The 12,449-nt window shown below is 67.2% G+C and carries 14 protein-coding genes; 4 read left to right on the top strand and 10 right to left on the bottom strand.

All coding sequences use genetic code 11. From position 1 onward, the window contains the following. Positions 1–33: 33 nt before the first annotated feature. Positions 34–369, top strand: a complete 336-nt coding sequence (locus F3J18_RS21805; RefSeq protein WP_013697028.1) for a DUF2007 domain-containing protein — start codon at positions 34–36, stop codon at positions 367–369. A gap of 105 nt (positions 370–474) precedes the next feature. Here the strand turns inward: F3J18_RS21805 and F3J18_RS21810 are convergent, their stop codons facing one another. The 6 genes from F3J18_RS21810 to rpsP form a co-directional block, all read right to left on the bottom strand. Next, positions 475–1,413 carry a CobD/CbiB family protein gene (locus F3J18_RS21810; protein WP_025099004.1) on the bottom strand — a complete coding sequence of 313 codons (939 nt, stop codon included), beginning with the start codon at positions 1,411–1,413 and terminating at the stop codon, positions 475–477. 111 nt (positions 1,414–1,524) lie between these two features. Then, a complete protein-coding gene (locus F3J18_RS21815) occupies positions 1,525–2,214 on the bottom strand; it encodes a CoA pyrophosphatase (protein ID WP_166914135.1) in 690 nt (229 codons plus the stop codon). 91 nt (positions 2,215–2,305) lie between these two features. Continuing rightward, positions 2,306–2,704: a 50S ribosomal protein L19 gene (rplS, locus tag F3J18_RS21820; protein ID WP_013697025.1), complete on the bottom strand. Its 399-nt coding sequence runs from the start codon at positions 2,702–2,704 to the stop codon at positions 2,306–2,308. A 139-nt stretch (positions 2,705–2,843) separates the two neighbouring features. After that, the gene (gene trmD / locus F3J18_RS21825; RefSeq protein ID WP_025099005.1) at positions 2,844–3,641 is read right to left on the bottom strand and encodes a tRNA (guanosine(37)-N1)-methyltransferase TrmD; all 798 of its coding nucleotides are present in this window, start codon (positions 3,639–3,641) and stop codon (positions 2,844–2,846) included. 1 nt (position 3,642) lies between these two features. After that, on the bottom strand, positions 3,643–4,356 hold the full coding sequence (gene rimM, locus F3J18_RS21830) for a ribosome maturation factor RimM (protein ID WP_036052374.1): 714 nt from the start codon (positions 4,354–4,356) through the stop codon (positions 3,643–3,645). A 47-nt stretch (positions 4,357–4,403) separates the two neighbouring features. Further along, positions 4,404–4,658: a 30S ribosomal protein S16 gene (gene rpsP / locus F3J18_RS21835; RefSeq protein ID WP_166914137.1), complete on the bottom strand. Its 255-nt coding sequence runs from the start codon at positions 4,656–4,658 to the stop codon at positions 4,404–4,406. A gap of 189 nt (positions 4,659–4,847) precedes the next feature. Here rpsP and F3J18_RS21840 point away from each other — a divergent pair, with 189 nt between their 5' ends. Beyond that, entirely contained in the window at positions 4,848–6,053 is a 1,206-nt protein-coding gene (locus F3J18_RS21840) for a sorbosone dehydrogenase family protein (RefSeq protein WP_166914139.1), read from the top strand. Positions 6,054–6,171: 118 nt separating this feature from the next. Continuing rightward, a complete protein-coding gene (locus tag F3J18_RS21845) occupies positions 6,172–6,630 on the top strand; it encodes an NINE protein (RefSeq protein ID WP_036052382.1) in 459 nt (152 codons plus the stop codon). Positions 6,631–6,661: 31 nt separating this feature from the next. Here the strand turns inward: F3J18_RS21845 and F3J18_RS21850 are convergent, their stop codons facing one another. Both F3J18_RS21850 and F3J18_RS21855 read right to left on the bottom strand, forming a co-directional pair. Continuing rightward, positions 6,662–7,780 carry a PA0069 family radical SAM protein gene (locus F3J18_RS21850; RefSeq protein ID WP_166914141.1) on the bottom strand — a complete coding sequence of 373 codons (1,119 nt, stop codon included), beginning with the start codon at positions 7,778–7,780 and terminating at the stop codon, positions 6,662–6,664. Between the two features lie 132 nt (positions 7,781–7,912). Further along, positions 7,913–8,401 (bottom strand): Lrp/AsnC ligand binding domain-containing protein, encoded by a 489-nt coding sequence (locus F3J18_RS21855; protein ID WP_166914143.1) that lies wholly within the window; start codon positions 8,399–8,401, stop codon positions 7,913–7,915. Between the two features lie 145 nt (positions 8,402–8,546). Between F3J18_RS21855 and F3J18_RS21860 the strand changes: the two genes are divergently transcribed. Further along, positions 8,547–9,833 carry a D-amino acid dehydrogenase gene (locus tag F3J18_RS21860; protein WP_166914145.1) on the top strand — a complete coding sequence of 429 codons (1,287 nt, stop codon included), beginning with the start codon at positions 8,547–8,549 and terminating at the stop codon, positions 9,831–9,833. Positions 9,834–9,940: 107 nt separating this feature from the next. Here F3J18_RS21860 and F3J18_RS21865 read toward each other — a convergent pair whose 3' ends face one another. Continuing rightward, on the bottom strand, positions 9,941–11,731 hold the full coding sequence (locus F3J18_RS21865; RefSeq protein ID WP_166914147.1) for an acyl-CoA dehydrogenase: 1,791 nt from the start codon (positions 11,729–11,731) through the stop codon (positions 9,941–9,943). A gap of 107 nt (positions 11,732–11,838) precedes the next feature. Beyond that, a partial coding sequence (locus F3J18_RS21870) for an FAD-binding protein (RefSeq protein WP_205195535.1) occupies positions 11,839–12,449 on the bottom strand: 611 nt, incomplete at its 5' end.

Raw genomic sequence — 12,449 nt, forward strand, 5'->3', positions numbered from 1 at the left:
GCGCACGCTGCCCGCCCGGCCCGCCTCGCGTCGATGCGCTTCACCGCCCCCGACCTCGCCACCGCCCACCACTGGGTCAATGTGCTGGACGCGGCCGGGATCGGCTGCGAGTTGCACAATCGCTTCGCGACCGGCGCGCTGGGCGGGCTGCCGCCCGATCAGTGCGCGCCCGAGATCTGGCTACACGACGAGCGCGACACGGCGCTGGCGCGGCGCATCCTCGAGGCGGCGCGCTCGGGACCGCCGGCGGGCGCGACGCGCTGGCGCTGCGGCGGCTGCGGCGAGGTGCTCGACGCGCAGTTCACGGCCTGCTGGCATTGCGGGCGAACCCGCGATCCGCGTGACGAGGAAGCCGGACCGGCGGATTGAGCGCCGGCTCGACCGGCGGCCCGGAAACGAAAAAGCCGGCTTCGCGTGAGCCGGCTTTTTCGTTGGGGAGGCGCTGCCGCCTCCCGGCCATCGTCGTGCTGGCGCTCAGGACACCCAGACGGCGAGCGTGAGCATCAGCAGCAGGATCATCCAAAGGATCACGGCGCGCCAGACCAGGCCGACCGCCGATTGCAGGGTGCGCGGCGTGCAGTCGTCGCCGACCGACAGCGGGCCGCTGTCGCCCACCGACAGGGCATCGACGCTGGAAGGCTCGGCCAGCGGACCGGCCAGCCGCGCGCCCAGCGCACCGCTGCCGGAGGCCAGCAGCACGCCGTCGTTCGAATCGGGCCATTGGCGCGTGTGGTTGCGCCAGGCGTAGATCGCATCCTCGAAATTGCCGACGATGGCGAAACCCAGCGCGGTCAGCCGCGAGGGAATCCAGTCGATCACGAAGAAGGCGCGCTGCGCGAAATTCGAGAACGCCTCGGTGCGATCGTCGGTCGGCACCGACCAGCTGCGCGACAGGTATTCGGCGATCCGGTACAGCACCGCGCCGGCCGGGCCGAACGGCAGCACGAACCAGAAGAACACGCCGAACACGTGCCGGTGCGAGGCCACCACGGCGTGGATCAGCGTATGACGGACGATCTCGCCGACCGGCATGTCGACCGTGTCCATGCCGGTCCATTCGGCCAGCACCTCGCGCGCACGCGGCACGTCGTCGTTGTTGAGGGCGAGATGGATGTCTGTGAAGTAATGGCTGAACTGGCGGAAGCCGAGCGTGAAATAGACCACCACCACGTTCCAGACGAAGGCGAACGCGAAGCTGAGCTTGAACAGCAGGTAGTAGACCAGCGCGACCGCCAGCACCCAGGGCACCACCACCACCAGCCAGGCCAGCACGCCATGCTTCTTCTTGCCGGCGTCGAAACCATGCGCCGCGGTTTCCGCATGGAACTGGAACAGCGCGAAGACCGGGTTACCCGGCGACAGCGCGCGCACCTGCTCGATGATGAGGGCGAGGAGAACCGAAAAGAAAGTCATGCGAAAGGCCGTGCCGTTCTGGGTTATACGATTTTTCGCATAACGATAGCACAGCGGACCCGCGCGAGGGTTCGGGTCCGCCTCGTCGGTTCGGCTCGTGCGGGCATCGGTTCAGGGCTGCGCGGCAAGGAAACGGTACAGATTGCGCAACATGCCGGCGGTTGCCCCCCAGATGAAGTAATGGCCGTCGTCGCGCCCGTTCGGATAGGGCATCGCAAAAAAACGACGCTCGCCGCCTTCCCACTTGAACAGGCGCACTTCATGACGCTCGGGCGCCATCAGGAAGGCCAGCGGCACCTCGAAGATCTCGGCGACCTCGAGCGTGTCGGCTTGCACGGTGAAGGGCGGATGCACGATGCCAACCACCGGCGTCACGCGATAGCCGGTGCCCGTCAGGTAGTCGGGCAGCGCGCCCAGCACCTCGACGTGCTCGCGGTCGAGCGCGATTTCCTCGCGGGCCTCGCGCAGCGCGGTGGCGGTCGAATCGGCGTCGCTAGGTTCGTGGCGCCCGCCCGGGAAACTGATCTGCCCGGGATGGTCGGTCAGGTGATCGGCGCGCTGTGTCAGCAACACGGTGAGGCCATCGGCACGCGCCACCAGCGGCACCAGCACGGCGGCGATGCGCGGATCGCCCTGCTCGCCCAGGCGCGCCTCGGCCGGCTCCTGCGTCCACGCGTGATGTTGCGCGAAACGCTCGCGCAAACCCACCGGCGTCAGCACCGAATCGGGAACGCGCGGCAGGCCGGCGCCCGTCGATTCGACGGGCAGCACTTCGGGGTCGATGATCGGGCGACGTATCACGGGGGGGCGCTCGCGGAAAAGTCTGACGGAAACCGTATTGTCGCGCCGGAATAAAAAAAGCACCCGGGTGGGTGCTTTTTCCTTACAGCATTTACGCCTGCTCTTGCTGGGTAGCTGCCGTGCGATCCTTCGACACCAGCTTTTCCTTGATTCGAGCCGACTTGCCCGAACGCTGACGCAGGTAGTACAGCTTGGCACGGCGGACATCGCCGCGACGCTTGACGACGATGCTCGCGAGCAGCGGCGAGTACGTCTGGAACGTACGCTCGACGCCTTCGCCCGACGAAATCTTGCGGACGATGAAAGCCGAGTTGAGGCCACGGTTGCGCTTCGCGATCACGACGCCTTCGTAAGCCTGAACGCGCTTGCGGTTACCTTCCACCACGTTCACGTTCACGATCACCGTATCGCCGGGGGCGAATTCGGGGATCGTCTTGCCTGCGAGCGCGCGCTCGATCTCTTCCTGCTCAAGTTTTGCGATCAGATTCATTACTGACTCCCAATGCCATCTTGTCGGCGTTTGCGCCCGTCCGTTCCCGGACTCGGCCCCGATAGAGGATGGATTCACAACTGGCGCCGCGCACGCGTGCGCGACACCGCCTTGGTTCCCGGAGCACCGCCGGAACGCCTCAGGTCGAGGCCTTCCTCGCGGCCTTCGCGAGACTTGCGAGCCAGGCCTCGTCGGCCCGACTCAACAACTGCTGGCTGCGCGCCCGTTCGATCAGGTCGGGGCGCTTCAACCACGTATTGCGCAACGCTTCCTGGCGCCGCCACTTCTCGATTTCCGCGTGATGGCCGCCGAGCAGCACATCGGGCACGCGCACGCCGTCGTATTCCTCGGGACGCGTGTAATGCGGGCAATCGAGCAGGCCATCGACGAAGCTGTCCTGCACGGCCGATTGCGCGTCGTTCAGCACACCGGGCAAGAGCCGCACCACCGCGTCCATCAAGGCCATCGCCGGCAGTTCACCGCCCGACAGCACGAAATCGCCGAGGCTGATTTCCTCGTCGACGCAACGATCGAGCAGACGCTGGTCGATCGCCTCGTAGCGGCCGCAAAGCAGCACCACGCCGGGCTCGTCGGCCATCCGCACCACCCGCTCGTGGGTGAGCGGCGCGCCTTGCGGCGACATCATCACGACCCGCGTGGACGCGATCCCCTGCTCCGCCTGCGCGGCCTTCGCCGCGCCGATCGCCGCTTCCAGCGGCTTGGCCAGCATCACCATGCCGGGGCCGCCGCCGTAGGGACGATCGTCGACCGTGCGGTAATTGTCGGTCGTGAAATCGCGCGGGTTCCACGTGCGCAAGCCGAAACGCCCCTGCTTGACGGCCCGGCTGGTGATACCCCAGTCGGTCAGCGCATGGAACATCTCGGGAAAGAGCGTGACGACATCGAACTGCATCGCGCGCTCCTTTGCGTCGTTCATTTCAGTAATCGGCTTCCCAATCGACGACGATACGCTTCGCCGCCTGATCGACCGTCTTCACGTACACGCCGACGAACGGGATCAGCCGCTCGCCGCGCACGGGCTTGCCATCCTTGCCGCTGGCAGGATAGTCGACCCGCATGATCGAGTGCACGCCGTTGTCGATCATGTCACCGACGCGACCGAGTTCGACACCCGCCTCGTTGACGACATCCAGGCCGATCAGGTCGACCCAGTAGAATTCGTCCGCGTCGAGCGCCGGGAAATCCTCGCGACGCACGTAGACGCGGTAGCCACGCAAGGCCAGCGCCTGATCGCGATCGGCCAGGCCGGCCAAATGCGCGACGACGGTATCGCTGTGGAACTTGGATTGCGTGATGCCGACTGCCAGGCGCTCGGCGCCCTTCTCGAACCACCAGGTACGGGCCTTCAGCAGCGCATCGCCGCCGCGACCGGCACCGGCATGCGGTGCGATCTTGACCCAGCCCTTCAGGCCGTAGGCATCGACGATCGCGCCGACCTCGACCGCATCGTCAGGCCAGGACTGCGCCGCAGCGAGGCGCTCCGAGCTCGGGACCGGCTTGTCACCTGCTGCCTCCGGTTTCGCGCCACCCTTGGCGGGTGCGCGCTCTGCCGGCTTGCGGACGAACACGCCAAACGTGGAGGCTTCGCGTGTGCCGCGCTTTGCATCACCGGATGAATCGTGACCGGACATTCAGACCACCTCGCGGCCGCGACCACCGGAAAACGGCGCCATATGACTTAGGCGACCGGTTGTGCCTTTGCCGCTTCCTTCACGAGGCGGGCGACGGTCGGCGACAGTTGTGCGCCAACGCCTTGCCAGTACGTCAGGCGATCCTGGGCGATACGCAGCGATTCGCCCTTGGTGGCGACCGGGTTGTAGAAGCCGACGCGCTCGATGAAACGGCCGTCACGACGGTTGCGCGAATCGGTAGCGACGATGTTGTAGAACGGGCGCTTCTTCGAGCCGCCGCGAGCCAGACGGATGATAACCATATGAAGTCCTTCGGAAAACCGGGTTCGAAACTGCTGAAACACGCGATTATAGCTGGAAACCGACGGCATAACAAACACTTACCGTACAAAAAAGCGCGGGGCCCCGAAAACCCGGCCCGCTGCCGATTCCCGCCCGAGCGCCTACACTTGCTGGACCGTGCCGCCGCGCACGCTCTTCCCGGATCGTCCATGCGCGCTCCAGCCCCCCGCCTCGTCCCACGTGTCAGCTCACGCCTCTCGGCGCGTCTCGCGCCTACCAGCCGCCGCTTCGCCGCCGCGCGGCGGCGCCTGCGGGCCGCCGGCGCCGCCTGCCTGGCCGCCTGTCTGGTCCTGGCAACAAGCCTTGCCGGAGCCGCGCCGCCGCCCGTCGAACGGCTCAAGCTGCCGCCGGGCTTCCACGCCGAGGTGTTCGCGGCCGATCTCGCCAATGCCCGCGAAATGGCCTGGTCGCCGCGCGGCATCCTGTACGTGGGCTCCACCGAGGGCAGCGTGCATGCGCTGACGGTTCGCGACGGCCGCGTGGTCGCGCGCCACGTGGTGGCCAGCGGGCTGGAGATGCCGGTCGGCGTGGCCTGGCGCGACGGCGCCCTCTATATTTCCGCGATCTCGCGGATCCTGCGGCTCGACGGCATCGACGAGCGGCTCGACCAGCCGCCCAAGCCGGTGGTCGTCACCGACAAGTTGCCGAGCGAGCGGCAGCATGGCTGGAAATTCATCGCCTTCGGGCCGGACGGCAAGCTCTACGTTCCGGTTGGCGCGCCCTGCAACATCTGCGAACCGGATCGCGACCGCTACGCGATGATCGGGCGCATGAACGCCGACGGCAGCGACTACCAGAGCTTCGCGCGCGGCGTGCGCAATACGGTGGGCTTCGACTGGCACCCCGTCACGCACGAACTCTGGTTCACCGACAACGGCCGCGACATGCTCGGCGACGACGTCCCCGACGATGAACTGAACCGCGCCCCGCGCGCCGGCCTCGACTTCGGCTATCCCTATTGCCACGCCGGCGACGTAGCCGACCCGCAATACGGCAAGGGCCACCCCTGCAGCGGCTTCACGCCGCCGGCGCTGAAGCTGGGCGCGCACGTCGCCGCGCTCGGCATGCGTTTCTATACCGGTTCGATGTTCCCGGCCGACTATCGCAACACGATCTTCATCGCCGAGCATGGCTCCTGGAACCGCAGCAGCAAGTCCGGCTACCGCGTGGTGCGCGTGAGCACCGGCCCGGACGGCGGCAAGCCACGCATGGAGGTGTTCGCGCAGGGCTGGCTGCAGCCGGGCGAGCAGGTCTGGGGACGCCCGGCCGACGTGCTGCCGCTGCCCGACGGCTCGCTGCTGATCAGCGACGACTACGCCAACGCGATCTACCGGATCACTTATACCGGGCACTGAGCGCGGTCGGGTGACCGACCCTCCATCGCATCGTAGAATGGCTGGCGGCATCGCCCCGGTGGCGATGCCGCCCTGAACCTCGAAAGCCCCATTCGCGCTGCCCCTGCCCCGGTCCGCCATGCCATCCCAGTCGCCGCGTTTCCGCTCGAAGACCCTCGCCGCCGCCCTTGCCTTCCTGTTCGGCTCGCTCGGCGCGCATCGCTTCTATCTATATGGACAGCGCGACCCGGTCGGCTGGGCGCACCTGCTCGGCATCGTGCTGGGCGTGCCGGGCCTGCTGCTGCTCGTCGCCACCGCGCGCGCCTCGCTGCTCGGCTGGTGCCTGGCGGTGCCCGGCGCGATCTCGCTGTTCGCCGCCTTCCTGACCGCGATCGTCTACGGGCTGCGCGCCGACGAGAAGTGGGATGCGCAATTCAATGCGCAAAGCGAGCAAAGCAGTCGCTCGGGCTGGACCGTGATCTTCGTGGTGATCTTCTCGCTGCTGATCGGCGCCTTCCTGTTGATGACGGCGCTGGCGCTGTCGTTCCAGACCTATTTCGAATCGCAGGTGCAGGCCGCCAGGGAGCTATCGCAATAAGCGGCCGAGACAAGCAACCGAGACAAGCTGCCTAGAACAGGCTCAGTTGCGGCGTGGCCGGCGCCTTAGGCCGCTCGGGCGCGCGGAACTGCGTGAAATCGAGGATACCGCGCGTGCGCTCGTTGAGCCCGAGACGCTTGACCGCCTTCTGGAAGCGCTGCTTCAACAGGTCGGCCCACAATCCTTCCCCCTTCATCCGGCTGGCGAAATCGGACTCGTAGTCCTTGCCGCCGCGCATGTCGCGCACCCGCGCCATCACACGCTCGGCCCGGTCGGGGAAATGCGCGCCCAGCCACTCGCGGAACAGCGGCGCCACCTCCCAGGGCAGGCGCAGCACGATGTAGCTCGCATGGGTGGCGCCGGCCTCGACGCAGGCCTCCAGCACGCGCTCCATGTCGGGCTCGGTGACGAACGGGATCACCGGCGCGATGCTGACCCCGACCGGCACGCCCGCCTCGGCCAGCGCGCGGATCGTGCGCAACCGACGCGAAGGCGTGGCCGCGCGCGGCTCCAGCGCGCGCGCCAGGTCGGCGTCGAGCGTGGTGATCGTGACGGCCGCCATCACCTGGCCGCGTTCTGCCATCGGCGCGAGCAGGTCGAGATCGCGCTCGATCAGCGAGGACTTGGTGATCGCCGCGAAGGGCTGGCCGTGATCGTGCATCACCTGGATCACCTCGCGCGTGATGCGACGCTCGCGCTCGCAGGGCTGGTAGGCGTCGGTATTGACGCCGAGCGCGATCGGCTCGGGCACGTAGCCGCGCTTGCCGAGCTCGCGCTCCAGCAGTTCCGCCGCATTGACCTTGGCATAGATCCGGCTCTCGAAATCGAGGCCCGGCGACAGGCCGAGGTAGCTGTGGGTCGGCCGCGCGAAACAGTAGATGCAACCATGCTCGCAGCCGCGATACGGATTCAGCGAGACATTGAAGGGAATATCGGGCGAGGCGTTGCGCGTCAGGATGCTCTTGGCGCGCTCGTCGAACACCTGGGTGCGCAGCGCGGGACGCGCCTCGTCGTCCTCGCCGAGCCAGCCGTCGTCGACACCCTCGCGCTGGTCGGTCTCGTAGCGGCCCTGCAGGTTGCCCACGGCGCCGCGCCCCTTGCGCGGCACGGGCGGCGCCACCGGATATTCGGTATCGGATCGATCGCTCATCACGCCTCTTCGTCACGGCAGGCGCAAGCGAAATATTGCCGCGCCAGATACTGTGTATTTATACAGTATTCCGACGTGCGCTGCCAAGCCGGATTCCGGCCGTTCGACGATTCGGGCGCGGGCCGGCCGCGATCAGTCGTCGACGGCGATGCTCAGCGTCTCCTTGATCTCCTCCATCACCACATAACTCTTCGACTGCACGGCCCCAGGCAGTTGCAGCAGGATGTCGCCGAGCAGCTTGCGGTAATCTGCCATCTCGCCGATGCGGGCCTTGATCAGGTAGTCGAAATCACCCGACACCAGGTGGCACTCGAGCACTTCGTCGATCCTCATCACCTCGCGACGGAACTGCTCGAACATGTTGCCGCTCTTGTGGTCGAGCGTGATCTCGACGAACACCAGCAGCGCCGCGCCAAGCTGGGCCGGGTCGACGCGCGCGTGATAGCCGGTGATCACGCCGTCGCGCTCCATGCGGCGCACGCGCTCGATGCAGGGCGTGACGGTCAGGCCGACCTGCTCGGCCAGGTCCTTCATCGCCATGCGGCCGTCCTGTTGCAGCAGGCGCAGGATCCGGCGGTCCAGCTTGTCCAGCGCGCGTACCGGTTGACGTTGAGTTCTCATGCTGTTTTTTCTGAAAATCGAAAAAATACAATAACAAAAACTGGGACGTCGACAATACCATAGCGAAAAAAACCAGGTCGGAACGTGCAGGCAGTGGCGTGGCAACGCCCCCGGCGGGTTCCGCTTTTTTTCGTCTGGAGCAGCTATGCGTGTGGTGATTCTGGGAAGCGGCGTGGTGGGCGTGACGAGCGCGTATTATCTGGCACGCGCCGGCCATGAGGTGACGGTGATCGATCGCGAGGCGGGCCCCGCGCTCGAGACGAGCTTTGCCAACGCGGGCCAGATCTCGCCCGGCTACGCCGCCCCCTGGGCCGCGCCCGGCGTGCCGCTGAAGGCCGTCAAGTGGATGTTCGAGAAGCATGCGCCGCTGGCGATCCGTCTGGACGGCACGCGCTTCCAGTTGCAGTGGATGTGGCAGATGCTGCGCAACTGCACCGCCGAGCGTTATGCGGTCAACAAGGGCCGCATGGTGCGCCTGGCCGAATACAGCCGCGACTGCTTCCAGGCGCTGCGCGCCGACACCGGCATCGCCTACGAAGGACGCACCGGCGGCACGCTGCAACTGTTCCGCACCCAGGCGCAATTCGACGGTGCCGCGAAGGACATCGCGGTGCTGCGCGACGCGAACGTACCGTTCGAACTGCTGACGGCCGACCAGTTGAAGAATGCCGAGCCGGCGCTCGCCGCGGTCTCGCACAAGCTGACCGGCGGCCTGCGCCTGCCCGGCGACGAAACCGGCGACTGCCAGTTGTTCACCACGCGCCTGGCGGCGATGGCCGAGGAACTCGGCGTGCAGTTCCGCTACAACACGCCGATCGACGCACTGGCGATCGCCGGCGGCCGGATCGCCGGCGTGCAATGCAGCGGCGAGCTGGTGCGCGGCGATGCCTACGTGGTCGCGCTCGGCTCGTATTCGACGCGCTTTCTGTCGAACATCGTCAAGATCCCGGTCTACCCGCTCAAGGGTTATTCGATCACGGCGCCGATCGTCGACGCGGCCGCCGCGCCGGTGTCGACCGTGCTCGACGAGACCTACAAGATCGCGATCACGCGTTTCGACTCGCGCATCCGCGTGGGCGGCATGGCCGAGATCGCCGGCTTCGACAAGCGCCTGAACCAGGCCCGTCGCGAGACGCTCGAAATGTGCGTCAACGACCTGTTCCCGGGCGGCGGCGATACCTCGAAGGCCAGCTTCTGGACCGGCCTGCGCCCGATGACGCCGGACGGCACGCCGATCGTCGGCCGCACCCCCGTGCCGAACCTGTTCCTGAACACCGGCCACGGCACGCTGGGCTGGACCATGTCCTGCGGCTCGGGCCAGTTGCTGGCCGACCTGATGTCGGGCAAGAAGCCGGCGATCCAGGCCGACGACCTGTCGGTCCACCGCTATCTCGACGAGACCGTCGGCAAGCCGCGCCCCGCCTACGCCTGAGCACGTCATAGCACTGGCTCGATGCAAGAAGGGCACCCGCAAGGGTGCCCTTCTTCATTTTCGCGTCCCGCCGAGCCGCCGGCCCCGGCAGGACAAAACAGCCTTCCTCAGAACTGGTCCTCGGTCAGCGCCAGCACGCTGTCCTGGCCGGTCGCGCTGACGATCGACGCGGCAATCGCCGGCGCCTGCACCAGCACGTGCTGGGCATAGAACTGCGCGATCGCGATCTTCGCGTCGTGGAAGGCCGGATCGTCCGCGCGCCGTGCCTGCGCGGCGAGCAACGCGCGTCCCATCTGCCAGCCGCACAGCACGATGCCGGCCAGCTTCAGGTAGGGAACGCTGCCGAGGAACACCGCGTTCGGATCGCCCTTGGTGTTGGCGACCACGAACTCGACCGCGGCCGCCAGCGACTTCGCGCCGTCGGCGAGATGGCGGCGCATCGCGGCGAAGGCCGGCGTGTCCTGCGCGCCGAGCGCCTCGACGGTCTCGTCGATCCCGGCGAGCAGCGACTTCGCGACGGCGCCGCCGTCACGCACGGTCTTGCGGCCCACCAGGTCGTTCGCCTGGATCGCCGTGGTGCCTTCGTAGATCGCCAGGATGCGCGCGTCGCGATAGTACTGCGCCGCGCCCGTCTCCTCGATGAAGCCCATGCCGCCGTGCACCTGTACGCCGAGGCTGGCGACCTCGTTGACCATCTCGGTGCTCCAGCCCTTCACGACCGGCACCAGATACTCGTAGATGGCCTGGCGACGCGCGCGCTCGGCTGCGTCGGGATGCGCGTGCGCCTGGTCGCTGTGCGCGGCGGCGACATAGGCCAGCGCACGCGCGCCTTCGGTCATCGCGCGCATGGTGCCGAGCATGCGGCGCACGTCGGGATGATGAATGATGGTGACCGACTGCTTGGCCGAGCCGTCCACCGGGCGGCTCTGCACGCGCTCCTTCGCGAACGCGGCGGCCTTCTGGTAGGCGCGGTCGGCCACGCCGATGCCCTGCATGCCGACGCCGAAGCGCGCGGCGTTCATCATGATGAACATGTATTCGAGGCCGCGGTTCTCCTCGCCGACCAGGTAGCCGATCGCGCCGCCGTGATCGCCGTATTGCAGCACCGCGGTCGGGCTCGCCTTGATGCCGAGCTTGTGCTCGATCGACACGCAATGGACGTCGTTGCGCTCGCCGAGGCTGCCGTCTTCCTTGACCAGGAACTTCGGCACGATGAACAGCGAGATGCCCTTCACGCCCTCGGGTGCGCTCGGCGTGCGTGCCAGCACCAGGTGGACGATGTTGTCCGCCATGTCGTGCTCGCCCCAGGTGATGAAGATCTTGGTGCCGAACACCTTGTAGCTGCCGTCGCCCTGCGGCTCGGCGCGCGAGCGCACCAGCGCGAGGTCGGAGCCGGCCTGCGGCTCGGTCAGGTTCATGGTGCCGGTCCACTCGCCCGAGATCAGCTTCGGCACGTAGCGCGTCTTCTGCTCGTCGGTGCCGGCCGTCAGCAGCGCCTCGATCGCGCCGTCGGTCAGCAGCGGGCACAGCGCGAAGGACAGGTTCGAGGCGTTCAGCATCTCGATGCAAGGCGTGGCGATCAGCTTGGGCAGGCCCTGGCCGTCGTACTCGGTGGGATGCTGCAGCCCTTGCCAGCCGCCCGCCACGAACTGGCGGAAGGCTTCGCCGAAACCGGCCGTCGCCGTCACGGCGCCCTGGCTCCATGAGCTCGGCTGCTTGTCGCCTTCGACGTTCAGCGGCGCCAGTACCTCGCCGCAGAACTTCGCCGACTCGTCGAGCACGGCCTGCGCCGTGTCGAAGCCGGCATCCTCGAAGCCGGGCAGCTTCGCGACGTCGTCGATGCCGGCCAGCTCCTTCATCACGAACAGCATGTCCTTGACGGGCGCGATATAGCTCATGGTGCTCCTCTCCTCTGTCTGCTTATGGGTAAAAAAAGGGGCGCTTGCCGCGCCCCTTGGTCGTGGTGCTCAGCGCCTCGTCACCGATGCGCGATGCCGCCCGCGGCTCAGCCGAGCGCGGACACCAGCTCCGGCACCACCGTGAACAGGTCGCCGACGATGCCGTAGTCGGCCACGCTGAAGATCGGCGCTTCCTCGTCCTTGTTGATCGCCACGATCACCTTCGAGTCCTTCATCCCGGCCAGATGCTGGATCGCACCCGAGATGCCCACCGCGATGTACAACTGTGGCGCCACGATCTTGCCGGTCTGCCCCACTTGATAATCGTTCGGCACGTAGCCCGCGTCGACCGCCGCGCGCGAGGCGCCCAGCGCCGCCGACAGCTTGTCGGCCAGCGGCTCCAGTACCTTCGTGTAGTTCTCGCCGCTGCCCAGCCCGCGGCCGCCCGACACGATGATGTTCGCGCTGGTCAGCTCCGGACGATCGAGCTTGGTCACTTCACGGTTCACGAACTGCGACTTTTCGAAAGCAGGAGCCGCCTCGATCTTCTCCACCGACGCGCTGCCGCCTTCGGCCGCCACCGGATCGAAACCCGTCGAGCGCACCGTGATCACCTTGATCGCATCGCTCGACTGCACCGTCGCGATCGCGTTGCCGGCGTAGATCGGGCGCTCGAAGGTATCGGCGCTGTCCACTGCCGTGATGTCCGAGATCTGCG

Origin of the sequence: Burkholderia sp. Ax-1720, assembly GCF_011753035.1 — a bacterium.
GTDB classification, from domain to species: Bacteria; Pseudomonadota; Gammaproteobacteria; order Burkholderiales; family Burkholderiaceae; genus Burkholderia; species Burkholderia gladioli.